Source organism: Paenarthrobacter sp. NPDC057355 (genome assembly GCF_042667405.1).
Lineage (GTDB): Bacteria > Actinomycetota > Actinomycetes > Actinomycetales > Micrococcaceae > Arthrobacter.
In genome coordinates this window covers 44,408-61,446 of the sequence record NZ_JBHVAL010000023.1, presented here as the reverse complement: position 1 = coordinate 61,446, position 17,039 = coordinate 44,408, and the positions used below count along the sequence as shown (strand labels likewise).

18 protein-coding genes are annotated in these 17,039 nt (G+C 63.8%); 2 read left to right on the top strand and 16 right to left on the bottom strand.

What is annotated here, in order from left to right:
* Window positions 1–436 precede the first annotated feature (436 nt).
* The 5 genes from rpsN to ACFUOZ_RS19395 all read right to left on the bottom strand — a co-directional run bounded on the left by rpsN (window position 437) and on the right by ACFUOZ_RS19395 (window position 2,835).
* Entirely contained in the window at window positions 437–742 is a 306-nt protein-coding gene (rpsN, locus tag ACFUOZ_RS19415) for a 30S ribosomal protein S14 (RefSeq protein ID WP_011776360.1), read from the bottom strand.
* A gap of 4 nt (window positions 743–746) precedes the next feature.
* Entirely contained in the window at window positions 747–914 is a 168-nt protein-coding gene (rpmG, locus tag ACFUOZ_RS19410; protein ID WP_003798558.1) for a 50S ribosomal protein L33, read from the bottom strand.
* A complete protein-coding gene (gene rpmB / locus ACFUOZ_RS19405) occupies window positions 914–1,150 on the bottom strand; it encodes a 50S ribosomal protein L28 (protein WP_144662315.1) in 237 nt (78 codons plus the stop codon). Before rpmB ends, rpmG begins: the two co-directional genes overlap by 1 nt.
* Window positions 1,151–1,539: 389 nt before the next feature.
* The gene (locus ACFUOZ_RS19400; RefSeq protein ID WP_377551162.1) at window positions 1,540–2,304 is read right to left on the bottom strand and encodes an SGNH/GDSL hydrolase family protein; all 765 of its coding nucleotides are present in this window, start codon (window positions 2,302–2,304) and stop codon (window positions 1,540–1,542) included.
* A gap of 51 nt (window positions 2,305–2,355) precedes the next feature.
* Window positions 2,356–2,835 carry a MarR family winged helix-turn-helix transcriptional regulator gene (locus tag ACFUOZ_RS19395; RefSeq protein ID WP_377551159.1) on the bottom strand — a complete coding sequence of 160 codons (480 nt, stop codon included), beginning with the start codon at window positions 2,833–2,835 and terminating at the stop codon, window positions 2,356–2,358.
* Between the two features lie 69 nt (window positions 2,836–2,904).
* Here ACFUOZ_RS19395 and ACFUOZ_RS19390 point away from each other — a divergent pair, with 69 nt between their 5' ends.
* Window positions 2,905–3,192 (top strand): YciI family protein, encoded by a 288-nt coding sequence (locus ACFUOZ_RS19390; RefSeq protein WP_377551156.1) that lies wholly within the window; start codon window positions 2,905–2,907, stop codon window positions 3,190–3,192.
* A 41-nt stretch (window positions 3,193–3,233) separates the two neighbouring features.
* Here the strand turns inward: ACFUOZ_RS19390 and ACFUOZ_RS19385 are convergent, their stop codons facing one another.
* The 7 genes from ACFUOZ_RS19385 to ACFUOZ_RS19355 all read right to left on the bottom strand — a co-directional run bounded on the left by ACFUOZ_RS19385 (window position 3,234) and on the right by ACFUOZ_RS19355 (window position 9,871).
* Complete coding sequence (locus tag ACFUOZ_RS19385) at window positions 3,234–3,605, bottom strand: hypothetical protein (RefSeq protein WP_377551153.1); 372 nt, start codon at window positions 3,603–3,605, stop codon at window positions 3,234–3,236.
* An 84-nt stretch (window positions 3,606–3,689) separates the two neighbouring features.
* Entirely contained in the window at window positions 3,690–4,532 is an 843-nt protein-coding gene (locus tag ACFUOZ_RS19380; RefSeq protein ID WP_377551150.1) for an SGNH/GDSL hydrolase family protein, read from the bottom strand.
* A 160-nt stretch (window positions 4,533–4,692) separates the two neighbouring features.
* The gene (locus ACFUOZ_RS19375) at window positions 4,693–5,748 is read right to left on the bottom strand and encodes a siderophore-interacting protein (RefSeq protein WP_377551147.1); all 1,056 of its coding nucleotides are present in this window, start codon (window positions 5,746–5,748) and stop codon (window positions 4,693–4,695) included.
* The gene (locus tag ACFUOZ_RS19370; protein ID WP_377551144.1) at window positions 5,745–6,569 is read right to left on the bottom strand and encodes an ABC transporter ATP-binding protein; all 825 of its coding nucleotides are present in this window, start codon (window positions 6,567–6,569) and stop codon (window positions 5,745–5,747) included. The genes ACFUOZ_RS19375 and ACFUOZ_RS19370 overlap by 4 nt, the downstream gene beginning before the upstream one ends.
* 1 nt (window position 6,570) lies before the next feature.
* Window positions 6,571–7,611 carry a FecCD family ABC transporter permease gene (locus ACFUOZ_RS19365; RefSeq protein WP_377551141.1) on the bottom strand — a complete coding sequence of 347 codons (1,041 nt, stop codon included), beginning with the start codon at window positions 7,609–7,611 and terminating at the stop codon, window positions 6,571–6,573.
* Between the two features lie 65 nt (window positions 7,612–7,676).
* Window positions 7,677–8,795 carry a FecCD family ABC transporter permease gene (locus ACFUOZ_RS19360; RefSeq protein ID WP_377551138.1) on the bottom strand — a complete coding sequence of 373 codons (1,119 nt, stop codon included), beginning with the start codon at window positions 8,793–8,795 and terminating at the stop codon, window positions 7,677–7,679.
* 5 nt (window positions 8,796–8,800) lie between these two features.
* Window positions 8,801–9,871, bottom strand: a complete 1,071-nt coding sequence (locus tag ACFUOZ_RS19355) for an iron-siderophore ABC transporter substrate-binding protein (protein WP_377551135.1) — start codon at window positions 9,869–9,871, stop codon at window positions 8,801–8,803.
* Between the two features lie 441 nt (window positions 9,872–10,312).
* On the opposite strand from ACFUOZ_RS19355, the gene ACFUOZ_RS19350 reads away from it, so the two are divergent.
* Window positions 10,313–10,804 (top strand): FBP domain-containing protein, encoded by a 492-nt coding sequence (locus ACFUOZ_RS19350; protein ID WP_377551132.1) that lies wholly within the window; start codon window positions 10,313–10,315, stop codon window positions 10,802–10,804.
* Between the two features lie 75 nt (window positions 10,805–10,879).
* Here ACFUOZ_RS19350 and ACFUOZ_RS19345 read toward each other — a convergent pair whose 3' ends face one another.
* The 4 genes from ACFUOZ_RS19345 to ACFUOZ_RS19330 are packed head-to-tail and all read right to left on the bottom strand — an operon-like array spanning window position 10,880 to window position 16,981.
* The gene (locus tag ACFUOZ_RS19345) at window positions 10,880–14,365 is read right to left on the bottom strand and encodes an ATP-binding protein (protein ID WP_377551130.1); all 3,486 of its coding nucleotides are present in this window, start codon (window positions 14,363–14,365) and stop codon (window positions 10,880–10,882) included.
* The gene (locus ACFUOZ_RS19340) at window positions 14,362–15,384 is read right to left on the bottom strand and encodes a DUF4194 domain-containing protein (RefSeq protein ID WP_377551127.1); all 1,023 of its coding nucleotides are present in this window, start codon (window positions 15,382–15,384) and stop codon (window positions 14,362–14,364) included. Before ACFUOZ_RS19340 ends, ACFUOZ_RS19345 begins: the two co-directional genes overlap by 4 nt.
* The gene (locus tag ACFUOZ_RS19335) at window positions 15,377–16,834 is read right to left on the bottom strand and encodes a DUF3375 family protein (RefSeq protein WP_377551124.1); all 1,458 of its coding nucleotides are present in this window, start codon (window positions 16,832–16,834) and stop codon (window positions 15,377–15,379) included. The genes ACFUOZ_RS19340 and ACFUOZ_RS19335 overlap by 8 nt, the downstream gene beginning before the upstream one ends.
* On the bottom strand, window positions 16,835–16,981 hold the full coding sequence (locus ACFUOZ_RS19330) for a hypothetical protein (protein ID WP_377551122.1): 147 nt from the start codon (window positions 16,979–16,981) through the stop codon (window positions 16,835–16,837).
* Between the last annotated feature and the right edge of the window lie 58 nt (window positions 16,982–17,039).

The window sequence follows — 17,039 nt, the reverse complement described above, 5'->3', positions numbered from 1 at the left end:
ATTTGAAGGGAGTCGGTCGCCATGATTCCGCATCAGCGGCGGCGACTCGAATAACTTTACACGCGCCCCACCCCCACACCAAATCCACCCAAACCACACCCAAAAACCCCGCAAACACAAGGAAAACCCCGCCAAAACAGCGGACGAAACACCCAAAACACCCACAAACCGCCCAAGTGAAGCCCATCACACACCAACCCAACCAACCAACCCAACCACCGCCGTCGAACAACCAACTGAGCGAGCGAACCCACCAAACCCCGGGAACATGAGCGAGCGAACCCACCAAACCCCGGGAACGTGAGAGAGCGACCACCCCAAACGGTTGGAACGTGAACGAGCGACCACACCAAACCCCGGGAACGTGAGAGAGGGTCCTGAAACACAAAAAGGGCCGGCAACCATAACGGTTGCCGGCCCTTTCAGAGCTTCGTGATTACCAGGAAGACTTGGTGATACCCGGGAGCTCACCACGGTGAGCCATGTCGCGGAAGCGAACACGGGAGATACCGAACTTCTGGAGCGTGCCGCGGGGACGGCCGTCGATCTGGTCGCGGTTGCGCAGACGGATCGGGGAGGCGTTGCGGGGCAGCTTCTGCAGGCCGAGGCGTGCAGCTTCGCGTGCTTCGTCAGTCGCGTTGGGGTCAACCAGGGTCTTCTTCAGTTCGAGACGCTTGGCAGCGTAACGCTCAACAATGACCTTGCGCTGCTCGTTGCGAGCAATCTTGGACTTCTTTGCCATGTGTTTAGCGCTCCTCTCGGAATTCGACGTGCTGGCGGATCTTGGGGTCGTACTTCTTCAGGACCAGGCGGTCCGGGTCGTTACGACGGTTCTTGCGGGTTACGTAGGTGTAACCGGTGCCCGCGGTGGACTTCAGCTTGATGATCGGACGTACGTCCTTGTCCTTTGCCATTAGAGCTTCACTCCTCGTGCCAGGATGTCGGCTACGACTGCGTCGATGCCACGTACGTCGATGGTCTTGATGCCACGAGCCGACAGGGTCAGCGTGACATTACGGCGCAGGGACGGAACCCAGTAGCGCTTCTTCTGAATGTTCGGGTCGAACCGACGCTTGTTGCGACGGTGCGAGTGCGAAATGCTGTGTCCAAAGCCCGGCTCGGCTCCGGTCACTTGGCAGTGTGCTGCCATGACTCTCCTCCAAAGATTGAATGTAACGGCGTGCAGATGTTCCTGCGTTGCCGTGCGACAGGCAGTGTCCGCATCCGGGTCCACACCATTTCGGTAGTTTCCGCATCAAGTGCGGCGAAGAAGGCTGGCCACAAGACCGCAATAACTCAGGTCCTGGGATACCGGGCGAATACAGGAATGCACGCAACTTGAGCCCCTAACTACCGGCCACCGGGATGTCAGTCAGACTGACCTCACCACCAACCGGAGCAATTGCACACGATCCGCACTACCTAGCGCCTAACTATTCTACGGGTCAGGCGAAATTAAGACCAATCCGGCATCATACGCTCCCACAGCCCGCCGCCATTACACCGACGGGACCGTGGCGGGTCGCTCCTTGTTTCCCCCTAGAGCGGCTTGATCAATTCGGGGTACTTCGGGCTGAGGCCATCGCCGGAAGAGACGCCACGGAGACGGCGGGACACCCACGGTGCGGCAGATTCCCGGATCCAGCGCGCGTTGGCTTTCAATGTCTCCACCCGGTTCAAAAGCCTGACGGGCGCGAGCTCGGCTACGTCCATCACATGCTCGTGTTCCAGGACATCCAGTACCCGCTTGGCCATGTTGAGGTGGCCGGCAGTGGACATGTGCATCCTGTCCTCACCCCACAAGCGCCAGTCGTCGTACTCATCGAACCGCCAGTAATCCACCAGCAAGGCTCCATGGTTCTCGGCGATCTCGCGAACCAGTTCGTTGTATATAGCGGTGCGGCCGCGCATTGCGCTGAAAACCTTGGAGCCTTTTGCGTCAAAACCCGTGAAGAGCAGCACGGTGGCGCCGGTCGCGCTTAACCTGGCGATACCGGCGTCGTACTCCTCCAAAAGCGAGTCGATATCGATCTTGGGCCGCAGGATGTCGTTCGCCCCGGCGTAGAGGGTCACCAAGGTGGGCTTCATGGCGACGGCGGCGTCCACCTGCTCCGCCATTATCTGGCGGAGTTTGCGCCCGCGGATGGCAAGGTTGGCGTAGCCGAACCCCGGATTGCCCAGGGCGAGTTGCGTGGCCACGACGTCAGCCCAGCCGCGAACCCCGTTGGGGCGCGTGGGATCGTCGTCGCCGACGCCCTCTGTGAACGAGTCTCCCAAGGCCACATAGCGGGCAGAAAAATCCATGCCGCCAGTTTGCCACTTCAGCGCCCACAGCCCCAAAGCCCGGTACAGCTGCTAGGAATCGCGGAGGATCCAGTGGTTGTTATCCAGCCGGGCAACAATCTTCTCGCCGATGCGCGCGAGGTCGGCAACGTCGTCGGGGCTCAGCGAATCAAGCATCAGGGTCCGTACCGATTCCACATGCGCAGGGGCCAGCGAAACGATGGTGGCCATGCCGGCGTCGGTCAGATGCGCAACTGTCACCCGGGCATCTCCGGGGTGCGCCTGCCGCTCCACCCAACCGCGCTTCTGCAGCTTGGTGACAACGTGCGAAAGCCGCGACAACGAGGCACTGGTGCGGGCCGCGAGCTCACTCATGGGAAGGTACCGACCCTCGGTTTCGGAGAGCATCGCCAGCACGTTGTAGTCGAAGAGGGACAGCTTGCCGGCAGACTGAAGCTGGGTATCCAACGCCGAGGGGAGCAACGTGTTGATGCTCAGGAGGGCCAGCCAGGCGCGGCGTTCGTCGGCGTTCAGCCAGCGGGGTTGATTCATGGGTCCATCTTATGAGAATCCGCTGACTTGGTAGCTCCCAGCACGCTGCCCTGGCGATAGGCTGACGGCATGTTCGTAGTCTCCCTGACCTACAAAGTTCCGGACGAAATCGTCGACTTTCACCGACCGGGCCATATGGCCTGGCTTAAAGCAGCGTTCGACGACGGCATCTTCCTTGCGTCCGGACGTCGCGTACCAGCCACGGGAGGCGTGCTGCTCTCCAAAGTGGACCGGGACGCCCTGGACGCCTCCCTGGCACAGGACCCGTTCTACAGCAACGGGGTGGCCGACTTCGAGATCATCGAGTTCACCGCCACCAGCGTCGCCGAGGGTTACGAGAACCTGCTGGACAGCTGAGCTTTCCGGGCTCCTGCCAGTTGCAAGCACGAAGGTACGTGTTAGTGGCTGACGAGTTGCTGGGCTCGCTGGTGCGAGACTCCCAGGACGGCCCCGATATCGCGGACGGTAACCCCTTGGCGTTTGAGCACCATCGCGGCCTCGTGACGTTCCCGCGCTGACGCTGCCTTCAGCTCGTCAGCCTTGGCAGCCAACTCCGCAGCAGCCCTGAGGTGCTCGGTGACTTCGGGTGCGTCAAAGGTGATGTGGACGTCAAAATCCGTTTCGGGGCGGCCTGTAAGCAGGGATGCCAAGTCACGCACCATCTCCGGGATTTCGGACACGGTTCGGGCCTGCGTGGTCAGACCTTCGATCTGGGTTGATTCCAGGAACCAAAGCCGGCCGTCGCGGCTGGCTGTTACTTCGAGCTTCACTTGGTGTCCTCTCCCTTGGCTTGCTTCATGATTTCCTTGGCCAACTTCTCACCAATTTCATTATGGCGAGGCACGAAAGTCGTATTACCGCCGATGGTAACGCGGGTATGCCTCCATGAGCTTCTTCAGGCCACCCTTGCGCGGGACTTTGACCGGTTGGGGCCAGCGCGGCTGCAGTGAATCCCCCAGCGTCACTCCGCGCAGCTTACGGCCGAACAACGGCACCACCCAGTCGTTGACCCAGCGGCGTTGCCGGCGCTCCCACTCGCGGAGGGTCAAACGGGTGGGCGGCTCCCATTCCTTGGGCGAAATCTTGTGCGGAATGTCCAGATGGTCCAGCACCTGGGCGGCCAGGTATTTGTGTCCGGCTTTGGACATGTGAAGCCGGTCCGGGGACCACATCCGCGAATCCTTGTAAGCATCGAAGCACCAGTAATCCACCAGCAAGGCACCATACTTGGAGGCGATCCCGCGGACTCGTTCGTTGTAGAGGGTGTTGCGCTTCTTGAAAGGCTCAAGGACGGCCGAGACCTTGACGTCGAAACCCGTAAACAGGACTACGGTTGCGCCAGTTTCACGCAGCCGCGCCACCAGGAGTTCGTAGTCATCCAGGAGTGCTTCCATGTCCGTGCCGAAGTCCAGGATGTCATTCCCACCGGCATAGAGGGTGATGAGCGTCGGCTCCATGTCGATGGCCGGCTGCAGTTGCTCATCGATGATGTGCCGTAACCTCTTGCTGCGTACGGCAAGGTTGGCGTACTCCCAACCCGGCTGGGCTTTCGCGAGCTTCTCGGCCACCCGGTCAGCCCAGCCGCGGACCCCGTTGGGCAGGACCTTGCTCGGGTCCCCCACGCCCTCGGTGAAGGAATCCCCGATGGCGACATACCGCCGTCGAGCGTTTTTCCCGCCCCCTGAATCCTCCCGCACCCCACCGAAACTACCCGACCCCGGTTAAGCCCTCGCCAACCTGAAGTGAACAGGTGATCGAGGGGTGCGCTCAAACGGTAGGAATGTGAGCGAGGGATGCGCTCAAACGGTAGGAATGTGAGAGAGGGATGCGCTCAGGCGGTTGGAATGTGCGAGAGGGTCAGCCTTCCGCTTTGCCTCGCCGCCAGTAACCCATGAACGCAACCTGCTTACGGTCGATGCCGACGTCGCGCACCAGGTACCGCCGCATCTCCTTGATCACGAACGCTTCGCCGGCGATCCAAGCGTAGAACGGAAGCGCGCCGGCGGGAAGGGTGGGGTTCTTGGTGGCCTCAATAGCTGCTGCATCCATGCGCTGCGGAGTTTCCCAGAGGATGTCCTGGTCCACGTTGACGTCTTCGGGCTCCGGGCCGGCAGCGCTGTCCGATCCCTTGAGGCCCACCCAGCCCGGAACGGGAACAGCTTTGGCAACGGCTTCCTTAAGGAGTTCGCCGTGCGGGCGCGAGCGTCCGATGGCCGCGCCGCGGGCAAGCCAGGTGATCTCGATGTCAGCTGCAGTGGTGATGTCCTGGAAATCTGCTGCCGACGGCACCTCGAGGAACGCATGGCCGGTCATGTCCGCGGGCAGGCTCTCCAGAATGGCGCTGATGGCCGGGACCGCAGTCTCATCGCCCGCGAGCAACACACGCTGGGCCAACCCCGGGCGCCATTCGATGCCGCCGTAAGCACCCGCGGTGGTGCACTGGGCGGCGCGGTTGTTGGGGCCAATGATGGTCAGGGCATCGCCGGGCTTCGCGGCCACGGCCCAGTTCGCGGCGGGACCACCGTTGCCGTGCTCATCAAAATGCATCACGAAGTCGATGTCGATCTCCGGGTACACGGCATCAAGCCGCTCCGACCGGACCGTGTAGGTGCGCATGTCGCCGCGGACAGACGGATCCATGGCAAGCCATTCCTTGTACCAGCCGGCTTCCTCCATGTTGAAGGGAGGCAGTGGAATGGCGTTGCCGTCGGCGTCGAAGGACGGGATCATCAGCTTCACGCGAAGGTCCAAAGTGTCGCCGGCAACCCCGAAACCACGCAGCGAATAGCCACCGAACGTGATGCGGCGGAAGTTCGGGCTGAGCTCCTGCACGGCCGTCACGGTGACATCGAAGGCGAGGGTCATGGGTTCCACGGCGGCACTTGCAGTGGCCTGGATCGGTTGTGCACTCATGAGGCGATCTCCAGTTCGTTGGTTCGTGCGGGCTCGGCGTGATGCCGTCCGATCGGGATGATCAGCGGGGTTCCTGAGATGGGGTCCGGAACCACGCGGGATTCCAGGCCGAAAACGTTGGACACCAATTCCTCGTTGACCACCTCGGTTGCGGGGCCCTCGGCGACGATGCAGCCGCCCTTCATGGCGATGACGTGATCGGCGTATCGTGCGGCCAGGTTGAGGTCGTGCAGCACGATGGCTACCGTGGTGCCGCGGCTGCGGTTGAGGTCCGTGACCAGGTCCAGGACCTCCACTTGGTGGGCAAGATCCAGGTATGTGGTGGGCTCGTCGAGCAGCAGGACGTCGGTTTCCTGTGCCAGGGCCATGGCAATCCACACCCGCTGGCGTTGCCCGCCGGACAGTTCATCGATGCTCCGCTCAGCGAGCCCCAGCGTGTCTGTGGCATCGAGCGCGCGCTGCACCGCGGCGTCGTCGTTGGCGCTCCAGCTCCGGAAGAAGCCCTGGTGCGGGTACCGCCCACGGCCAACGAGGTCGCGGACGGTGATGCCGTCGGGCGCGGTGGGGTGCTGCGGCAGCAGGCCCAGCGTACGGGCGAGTTCCCGGGCCGGGCGGGTGTGGATGTCCTTGCCGTCCAGCGTCACGGCGCCGCCGCTTGGCTTCAAAAGTCGGGACAATCCGCGCAGCAACGTGGACTTTCCGCAGGCGTTGGCACCGACGATCATGGTGACTTTGCCTTCGGGAATCTCCGTGGAGAGCCCCTCAACAACCTTGCGCTGCTCGTATTGCAGCGTCAGGTCCTTGGCATGCAGGAGGGCCATGTCAGGCTTCCTTTCGGTTCGACGTGAGGAGGAGCCAGAGCAGGAACGGTGCACCGAGGGCACCGGTGATGACACCGACCGGGAGGACGGTTCCGTCCAGGACGAGCGGTGCGATGTTGGAGGCAAAGAAATCCGCGGCCAACACGATCAACGCACCCGTAAGGGCCGCCGCCGGAAGGCTCGGCTTGCGCACGATGCGGCGGGCGATCGGCCCTGCGAGGAAGGCCACGAAGGCTACCGGACCGGCAGCGGCTGTTGCGACGGCGGCAAGTCCGACGGCGGTCAGCACCAATCCCAGCCGGGTCGCGTTGACCCTGATGCCCAGTCCGGCCGCTGCGTCGTCGCCGAGTTCGAGGATGCGCAACGGGCCGGCGAGGGCAATCACTGCGGGGATCAGGATGAGCATGGAAACCGTCAGGACGCCCGCACGGTCCCATGTCGCGGAGTTCAGCGAGCCATTAAGCCAGATGAGGGCGTCAGCTGCGGTGCGGATGTCGGCGCGGGTCATGAGGAAGTTGACCACCGCGTGGAGTGCTGCGGCGATGCCCACCCCCGCAAGGATGAGGCGGTTGCCCGCAGCGTTGCCGCGGCTGCCTCCACCCGTGCCGGAACCGGTACCGCGGGAAATCGCGTAGATGATGGCCGCGACACCGAGCGCGCCGCCCAGGGCTGCCCCGGACACCACGGCTCCGGAGGCACCGAAGATCACGATGGCCGTAACGGCGGCCGCGCTGGCACCGTAGCTGATACCGATGATGTCCGGGCTGGCCAATGGGTTGCGCAGCATGGTCTGGAAGAGCGCGCCGGCCAGGCCGAAGGCAATGCCGATCATGGTTCCCACCACGGCGCGCGGAAGTTTGTGCTCCATGACGATGAAGCTCGCGCCGGGGATCTTCTCCCCGCCGGTCAGGTGGTTGATGACGATCTTGAAGAAGTCCGGGATGGTCACGGTGTAGCTGCCGAGGAGCACGTACACGCCAAACATCACCAACAGGGCGAGGGCCAAGAAGACCGTGGGGCTTACTGCGCGCCGAGATGGCATTTGATGATGATGTTCGGGCCCGCGATTGTCATTAACTGCCAACTCGCGTACGGATTTAAGGGCACTCACAGTCCGGCCCCCTTCCCGCGACGGATGAGCCAGACAAACACGGGTGCGCCGACGATCGCGGTCATGATGCCGGCAGGGACTTCGCCCGGGAGCAGGATCACGCGGCCAATGATGTCGGCGGTGATGAGCAGGATCGGTGCGGAGACCAGGGAAAACGGGAGGATCCACCGGTAGTCCGGGCCTGTCAGCAGGCGAACGGCGTGCGGGATCACCAGGCCAAGGAAGCCAATGGGTCCAGCCAGCGCGGTTGCCGAGCCACACAGCAGCACGATGCCCAGCGCCGTGATCCCGCGGGCCAGCCCGACGTTCTGACCCAGGCCGCGGGCAATATCGTCACCCAGGGCCAGGCTGTTCAGGACGCGTCCGGCGCCCAACACAATAAGGGCGCCAACGGCCAGGAACGGCAGCGCGGGAAGCAGCACGGACCAGTCGCGCCCGCCGATGCTTCCCACCTGCCAGAAACGGAAGCGGTCCAAGGTGTCCTGGCTGGAAACAAGGATGACGTTCATGAGCGAAAACAAGCCCGCGCTCAGCGCCGCCCCCGCCAAGGCGAGTTTGACCGGCGTCGCACCGTCACGTCCGCGGGAGGCGATGGCGTAAACCACGACGGCGGCTGCTGCGGCGCCGATGAAGGCGAACCAGATGTAACCGGTCAGCGAGCCGATGCCGAACACATAAATGCCAATGACCACGGCCAGTGCTGCGCCGGCGTTGAGGCCCAGGATCCCGGGATCGGCCAGGGGGTTGCGGGCCACGCCCTGCATGGCGGCGCCGGCCAGGCCCAGTGCGGCTCCGGCCAGCAGGCCAAGGACAGTCCGGGGAATGCGGGCCACCACCACGGCGTGGTTGCCATCTGCAGGATTGAAGTGGGTGATGGCCTCCCACACGGTGTTCAGGGGAAGGCCGCGGGCGCCGATCGCCAAGGATGCGGCACTCACCGCGGCGAGTACGACGACGGCCACCAGCAGCCAGGCGGTCCGCTTGGCTGCGCTGCGCGGCCGGGTTCCCCTTCCGGCCACGTCGCTGCTGCCGGACGCAATGCCTCGCTGGTTACCCGGCACCGAAGTGCCACCAACCCGCTCCACGGTAGCGGCCGTCGTCGTACTCAGTTTCATTGCGGTTACTTGCCCGCCACGTCAGCGGCCTGGCCCAGCTGCGGCAGGAACTTGTCCAGCGCCCACGGCAGGCTTAGCGGCGAAGAAGCGGAGATGGAGAGCGTCAGGGTCTGGTCCGAGTCGGCAACCAGGGCGCCCTTCTTGATTGCCGGGATCTGGCCCAGCAGCGGATCTGCCTTGATGGCGTCGGCCGTTGCGGCTTCCGGAACCCAGGTGACGAAGATGTCGGATGCGAGCTCGTTGGCCTTCTCAGCGGACCACGGGATGAAGAATTCCGTGTTCGACTTGGTGTTTTCCGTAACGACCGGGGCCAGCTTCATGCCGATCTCGGAGAGGAAGCGGGGGCGGTTGTCGATGGCGGTGTAGACGTTGGCGCCGTCGCCCTTGGCGGGCTCAAGGTTGCCGTAGATGAAGGTCTTGTCCTTGATCTGCGGGTAGTTGGAAACCTTGTCCTTGATGGTGGCTTCGGTGTCTTCGATCAGCTTCTTGGCCTCGGCTTCCTTGCCCAATGCCTTGCCGATCAGGGTGGTGCTTTCCTGCCACGGGGTGCCGTAAGCCAGCTCCGGCTGCGCCACAACGGGGGCGATTTCGCTGAGCTTCTTGTAGTCAGCCTCTTCCAGGCCCGAGTAGGCGGCGAGGATGACGTCGGGGCTGAGCTTGGCGATCTCGGTGAAGTTGATGCCGTCCGCTTCGGAGAACTGGACCGGAGCCTTGTCGGTGCCGAAACCGGCGCCGAGCTTCTCGAGTGCTGCGTCCTTCCACGGCGTGGAGCCCTTGTCGTTGTTGCCCCACTCGTTCTTCGGAACGCCAACCGGTACAACGCCCAGGGCGAGGGCGACGTCGTCGTTGACCCAGGAGACGGTGACTACGCGCTTGGGCTGTTCCTTGATGGTGGTCTCCCCGAAGACGTTCTTGATGGTGACGGGGAAGGCGGCGGACTTAGCCTGCTCGGACGCCGGCGTCGTGGCGGCCGGGCCAGTGGAGCAGCCAGTAAGGGAAAGGGCGACGGCGGCCAGGGCGGCCGTCGCGGTACCTGCGGTCTTGAGCAGGGCGCGGCGTGGAAGAAGGGAAGCCACGGGACTCCTTAAGTAAGTGATGCGAACCTAAGTAAGGCTAGCCTACCCTCCGGATAATTAAGAAACGTTTGCGTCACGTAATCTCCTCCACCTGCAACGCGGGGTCACTTATGGCCCATGTTTAGGGCTCCAATGGGCCATAAGTGACCCCGCGTTGCTTTTTGGTGGGGTTAGGATGTTGAGGGCGGACTACCGCTTCTTTGAAAACGACGAGGGGATGAGCGTGCACACTTCAGTTGCTGCAGCCATGGTTGGCGAGGTGGCCGTTTCGGCCTGCTTGGCACACCCCGTCGCGTCGGAACCAGCCAAGTAGCACCCAAAAATCCAGCGCAAACGTTGGGCCTCTTTTGGCGTGCCCATCTTTGGTGACCGACGCCCCAGTGCCACCCGCAGCGCCAGGCGCGCTGCCGACGTCGACCATTTTTCGAAAGAAGCATTGCCATGCAGAAAATTACTGCCCAACAAATCCGCTCATCCTTCATCAACGTCAGCCGCTCCGAGGCTGCCAAGGCCAACCTTCCGCGCGATTTCGACGCCATCGACTGGGACAACCTCGAGTTCCTGGGATGGCGCGACGAGAAAATGCCCCAGCGCGGCTACCTCGTGGTTCCGTACCGGGGAAAGCTCACCGGGATCATGCTCCGTGCGCCTGAAGGAGGGTCCGGCAAGAAGCGCGTGGTGCTCTGCGAACTGTGCAGGGACGTTTTCTCCAAGGACGACGTTTATCTGTGGGTAGCCAGGAAGGCCGGGCAGTCCGGCAAGGACGGCAACACCGTGGGCACCCTGATCTGTGCCGAATTCGGATGCAGCGCCAACGTGCGCAAAGAACCGCCGGTCAACGAGATCAATCCTGACCCGGCAGCCGTGGTCCTGAAGCAGATCGCGGGGCTGGAGTCCCGGACCGCGCAGTTCCTGGACCGCGTCCGCAGCTAGACAGCAAAGCAACGCGGGGTCACTTATGGCCCATAAAGGGCCTCCCGAAGGGCCATAAGTGACCCCGCGTTGCTTCTAGCGGAGGACGATATCGACCGGGTTGGCTTCGGATCGCCAGGCGCCAGGCTCTCCCGGCCCGGCGATCACGGGAGCCGTGAGCACTCCCGATCGGTTGGTGCGCTTGTCCCGCAGGATCTCCGTCACGGAGCCAAGGTGCCTGGACAGGTCGATCACGTTCTCGGGAGCGGCCAGCAGCAACTGGAAGCCGAACTCGTGAAGCGCCTTGATGCCAGCACCGGCGAATTCCTCGGAAGCCAGCACAAAAGCCTCGTCCATCATGACGGTGCCGTACGTGGTGAAGCCTTGCTCGGCGATGCCCAGCTGGTAGCTCAGCGCGGCCGCCATGATGAACGCGGTAAACCGCTGGCGCTCACCGCCGGACATCGAACCCGTATCGGCATGCATGAAGACTTCGGTCTTTTTCTTGCCGGATTTGCCGGCTTTACCCGCTTTACCCGACGCGACCTCGCGGTGTTCCTTGCACTGGATGAAGACGTGCCCACGGACATCCAGAACCTCGGCGCGCCAGCGCCGGTCCTCGGGGGCCTGCGATCCGAGCCGCTTCACCAGCGTTTCCAGCGACTTGTAGCGGGCGGTGAGCTCGGCGTCGTCGTCGGTTTCTGCCGAACCCGCGACAGCACCCGAGGCCGCAGCGGAACGGGACGGCCGCGTGTGCTTGGTCTTCAAGGCGTTCTGGATGGCATCCTTGAACACCTTGGCCGTTGCGGGCAGTGTCTGCTTGATGTCCAGTTCCAGGAAGCTGCCCTCGTGGAAATTGACCTCCGACAGGATGCCGTTGAGGGGAAGGATGCGGCTGGTGATGCTGCGCCGCTCCTCATCCAGCAAATGCAGGAGCGTGCTGAAGGACTCGTGCGTGCGCTGGTTGAAGAAGAGCCGGAACTCGGCCTCCTGCGCGGGCAGGCCATCGCTGACGATTGCGTGGTAGCGGGCCTCGAAGTCCCCGGCTGCGGCGATTGAAGTGCCGTGGTCGGCGCTGATGGCGCTCCCCCAGTCGCGGACGAACGCCTCGAACATGCGCGTCAGCCGTTCGGCGGTGGCCTGCCCGCGGGATTCCGCGGCATGGAGTTCGTCAAGGAGCTTGTTGCGGACGCTGTTGGCCAGGTTGTCCAGCTCGTGCAGTTCGGAAACGTCCGCGACGCCGGCAAAGTACGGCTCCAGCGCGGTGACGGTGGAGGCCGACGGCGGTGACTGCTCAAGCTTGAGCCTCGCCGCGTCGAGGAGGCCGTCAGCCGTGGTCATCTGGTGGTCGAGCGCTTTGTATTCGCTCTGCAGCACAGCTGCGACGCCTGTTGAGGACTGGTGCTTTTCGCGGACCGTTTCGATGTTGTCGCGCAACGGTTCAAGGTCGGCCTGGGCGGCCAGGGCATCGACCAGGCGTTGCTCGATCCGGGCCAGCTCTTCGGCTGCAACATCGGCAGAGACCTGCTCCCACGGCCGCTCATCTTCAGCCACGCGACGCAGGGCCTCCAGCTGGCGTGCCATGCCCTGGTGCGAATCCTCACGGCTTTGCGCCAGCTCCGCGGCCTTCGCAAGCTCGTTTTCGAGTTCGCCGACGCGGGCCGCCACCAGCTCCAGCTTGGAGGCGTTGTCAAAGCCCAGAACGTAGTCCTGCCGGCTGGTGAAGCGATCGTCCTTCTCCACGGTGTGCCGGTTCCGCTTGACCACGCCACCCAGGCTCAGGCCCTTGTCCATCGCAGCGAGCTCATCCGGATTTTCCACACACGGATAGGCGAAGTCCAGGGCGATCCGCTCGCGGATCCATTCCCCGGCGTCGGCGTTGGCGCCCGAGGTGAGGATGCTCAGCTTGGTCAAGAGGTCGCCGTCGGACACGTCCTCCACAGCCAGCGCGCCACCGGCGAGCGGCTTGGAAACATCCACCGCGCGCAGCGCACCGCGGACAGTGTTGTCGTTCAAATACCGGGTCACCGCAGCGAAGTGCTCGCCCGGAACCAGCAATGTGGTGGCGAGGTTCCGCAGGGCGCGCTCGGCGGCGGGACGCCACTGGTCCTGCTCCTCGGCGAGGTCGATCAGCTCGCCGCCAAACGGCATCCGCTCTTCGGGAACGCCCGTGGCGGCCGCGATGGCGGCCCTGTTCTCAATGCTCGACGGCGGCAGCAGGGACTTGCGCGACCGCAGGGACACCAGCTCCTGCTGGGCTGCCGCAAGTTCGCGCTTCTTGGTTGCGTGGCCGTCGAAAGCTTCGAAGCGGAGTTCCTTCAAGGCCTCCGAGTCGTCCTTCAGCTCGATGGAGCGGGCTGCTGCCTGCTCGTGCGCCTGGTCCCAGCCCTCGGCCGACCATTCCAGGTTCAACCCGGCATCCGTCAGTGCCTTCTTGGCCGAATCCTCAACCTGCTTGCGCAGTTTCAGGCCCACCTTGGCGTTCTCCAAAGCCTGCTCAATAGCCGAAATGGCGTTGCCGCCCCGGTTGTTGTAGTCCAGCTCAAGGTCGCGCAGCTCCTTGGCCAAGGCGTCACGCACCACGCGCTCTGCGGCGAGTTCCTGCGCCTTGGACTGCGCCAATTCCTTGAAGCGGGCCAACGTCTTGGCATGCACCGTGACGGCGAGCTGCTGTTTGTAGGCCTCGAACTCCTCGCCGGCCAGCTCGCGGAGGCGGTTGGCGTCCAGCAAAGCCTGCGCGTACTCCTTGTTCAGCGCAGGCACGGGAGCCAACTGGTCGCGCTGCAACCGAACATCCTCCAACCGCTGCCGGATGGACATCAGGTTGCTGAATTCCTCCACCACATCATCCGCAGCAGCCAAGGTGGCCGGGGCGTCCAGGACCTGGTCACGGAAGAACGTGTTGACGCTGCCGCCCAAGCCCTTGCCCGCCTGGATCACACGCAGCAACGGCAGGGCTTGGTCGGAGTTGATGCCCAGCAGGCGACGAAAGCGCTCGGCGAACGCCTTGTGGACGTCGAAAACCTGGCCCTCAGGGAAAATTCCTTCCAGCGCGCCCTTGGTGAACCGCTTCTGCGCGATCCCCTCGATCGCTTCGAGGTCCAACGGCTTGCTGTCGATCACATAGAAACGTCCGACACTCGACTCCGTGCCGTTCTTGGGCAGGTCGAACAGCGCCGAAATCGTCACCTTCGTGCCGGCGGCGTTATCAAACGTCAGGGCGACGGCGGACCACGTGGCACCGGGGCGCTGGAAGGCACTGGCCGAGCTGTCCCCTACCGCCTTGTCACCGACCTTGCCTCGCATGTACGTGAAGGTGGTCCTCTTGTCCTCCACAGCTCCGCCGGCACGCTGGGCAGCGGCCTCATTGGAGCGGGGACGGGCATCGAAAACGCGAAGCATCGCATCAAAGAGCGTCGACTTGCCCACGCCCGAGTTACCTGTCAGCAGCGTGCCCTTGCGGTCCACGTGCATGGTGTGGGCGCCATGGAACGTACCCCAGTTGACCACCTGGACCAGTGCCAGGCGCATCTGGCCGGGGTTCGTCAGTTCGCCGAGCGGGAGCATGCTTGCGATAGTCACTTGTGTGTCCCGTCAGTCGTGCTTGCGTCCGCCTCCGCGATGGTACCGGTGTCGCTGTCCGCGGCGGCACCGGACACATGCTCTGCATGCTCGGTCGTTCCTCCCTTAGACGCATGCTGCCGCATGTCTCCGGCATCGCCGCTCGCTTGGGCGTCGGCTCGCGCATCACCGTCACCGTCGTCGTCTGCGTCCGTGTCCTCGGTCGAATCGGAGAGCTCCAGCAGCGGTTCCGTGCCGGATTCGTCTGTTCCTACTGCCACCAGGGCTTCGATGTGGGCCGGGATGTCGCCGATGTTTTCGAAGGGGAGGGCCAGCGGGAGGGCGTTGCTGATGGTGTACGTATCGTCCAACGGGGTGGGGAGGAGCAGTTGGCGGGCCAGGAGTTTGGTGATGGTGCGGGTCACGACGTCGGAGTCGCGCAGGGCATCTTGTTGCCCGGCCGGGGTGTAGTTTGCCACGAGGTCGGAGATCTCTTCGCGGGTGATCGTGGGATCGGTCTGGGCGGTCACATGTCGGTCCAGCAGGAGGCGAAGGCGCAACAAAACAATGGTTTCCACGCGGCTGAGGGCACGCTGCTGGCGAAGGATGCTGGAGCGGGAGCTGGCCCCGACGATTTCCGGGTCCACCGGCCGCAGTACGGCGATCTTGCGGTCGTGGTCCAGTTGCAGGGTGAGGAAGAGCTCGGACAGTCGGCTGCGGAGGATCAACTGGTTATCCAGGAGCGTGGTCCACAGTTTCTCGTCGCGGCCGCCGTCGATGTAGGGGCCTTTCAGGAGCTTCACCAATGCATGGCGGACCTTCATGGGGAGCACCCCGGTGTCGCCCGGGAAGAGCGCGGCGCCGTCCACGAACGTGTCCCGCGGCGTCACGCGGAAGGGATCCGTGTGGCCGGCCGCGGTCCCGACTGCCTCTTCGGTGACCTCATCCGGGCCAGTGACTTCGTCAGTACCGGTAACCTCATCCGGGCCGGCGACGTCCTCCTCGAAGGTGACGTCCGTCGTCGTGATGTCCTCAGTCATTGGAATCCTCATTCAGCGTGACGACAGGCAGGTACGCCGTGCGAATGCTGCCGTCGATTTGTTCGAAGTCGATGTGTTCCCACGCGGCGCGGTCAAAGGCTGCGCCGCCCTGAAGCGCCATGGACAGCAGGGTCCGGACGCTGTTGATGTGCCGTTCTTCGGGGGGCAGGTTTTCCCACGCCTCGCCAAGGGTTGCCGAACCCGCCATGGCAGCACGCACGACGGCGGGCCGCGCCTTGCCGGTGCGGGCCGAACGGACCCGGTCCGAGTCGCTGAATGCGATGGGGTCGGCCAACCGCGGAGGGGTCGCGAACTCGTCCGGGTCAAAGAGCTTGACCATGGCCAGTGATTCAAAACCCGCGTTGAACAGCACCGGACCCGGAACCAGCCCCGGCCTGTCACGCTCATAGGGCAGGGAACGGATGGCTTGCTCGGCCTCGGCCAGGACCTTGCGGAGGCTGACCGACTGCCGGACGTCGTCGCTCTGGATGTAGGTGTTGAGGCTTTCCGATAGCTTGCCGTAGATCCGCTGGATCTGGCTGTGCTGGTAGCGGAGTTCAGCCACGAGGTTTTTCAACGTTTCGCGGTCCTCGTGGGAGAGGTCGTCCGCGAACTGCCGGCTGAGGACCTCCCCGATGGCCGAGCGGAAGCGGAGCTGCTGCTGCGGGTCCTCCAGGAAGGCGGTAAAGGAACGGAACGTGCGCCCTTCGGGACTCTGCCGCAACCGTTTGTCCGCTTCCAAAACCTGCGCCATGGTGGCACCCTTGCTAAGCGACTCTTCGATGATCTGGTTCCGGAGTTCACCCACCAGTTCCTCGATGCGGTCACGCATTTTCTTGTAGTCAGCGGGCAGGCTGGCGGCCAGGTCAAGGATGTTGCCGGCGGCTTCCACGGCTTCCTCGTCATCCAGCAGGCCATCGAACTCGCCGGAACTGATGTCTTCCACAAGCTGCTGGCGCTCCTGGATTTCCTCTTCCAGGGCTTCGAGGCGGGCGCTTTGGTCCGGGTTCGTTTCATTGGCGAGCTTCTCAACATCGCCAAGAAGGGTGCCCAGTCGTGACCCGTTGAGCGTGGACCTTTCGCTCGACAGGCTGTCGAGGAACGCGAGCACGCGGGCCGCCGGTTCCGTGACTTCGTAGACGATCTGGCCGGATTGGTTACGACGGGTCAGGAACTGCTTGCGCGTCCACTCATCGCCGAATGCCTTGCCGTTTTGCTGCCCGCCGAGCGCAGGATCCTGGCGACGGAGCTGCTCAAGGAAAGCGTCGACGTCGGCATGGAACTCTTCGAGCGGGAGCTGCGGTCGGGTGCGGGTGAAGGAAGCCTGGAGGACTGCGATGACCCACGGCGCCGAGCGGGTCAGGGCCCAGGCGGGGCCCTTCGTCAGCTGTTCGAGGTCGCGGAGCCTCGCGCCTATGGCATCGGCCGAGGACATGGCTGAACGGGACAACTACTCTCCTTCAGCTGCTGCGAAACCTGGCTGGCAGCGGAAACTGCCCCGTACAAGGTTAACGCAGAGCGTCGAGGCGGCGTCGAACGGCCCGGAAGTGCCGGCGTCGAGCGGGCCGGACGTGCCGCCGTCGGGCGTCTGCCCCACGCCGGCCGCAACCATTCCGTGACTTACCCTCCGGTACTGTTTCGATCGGATATCAACG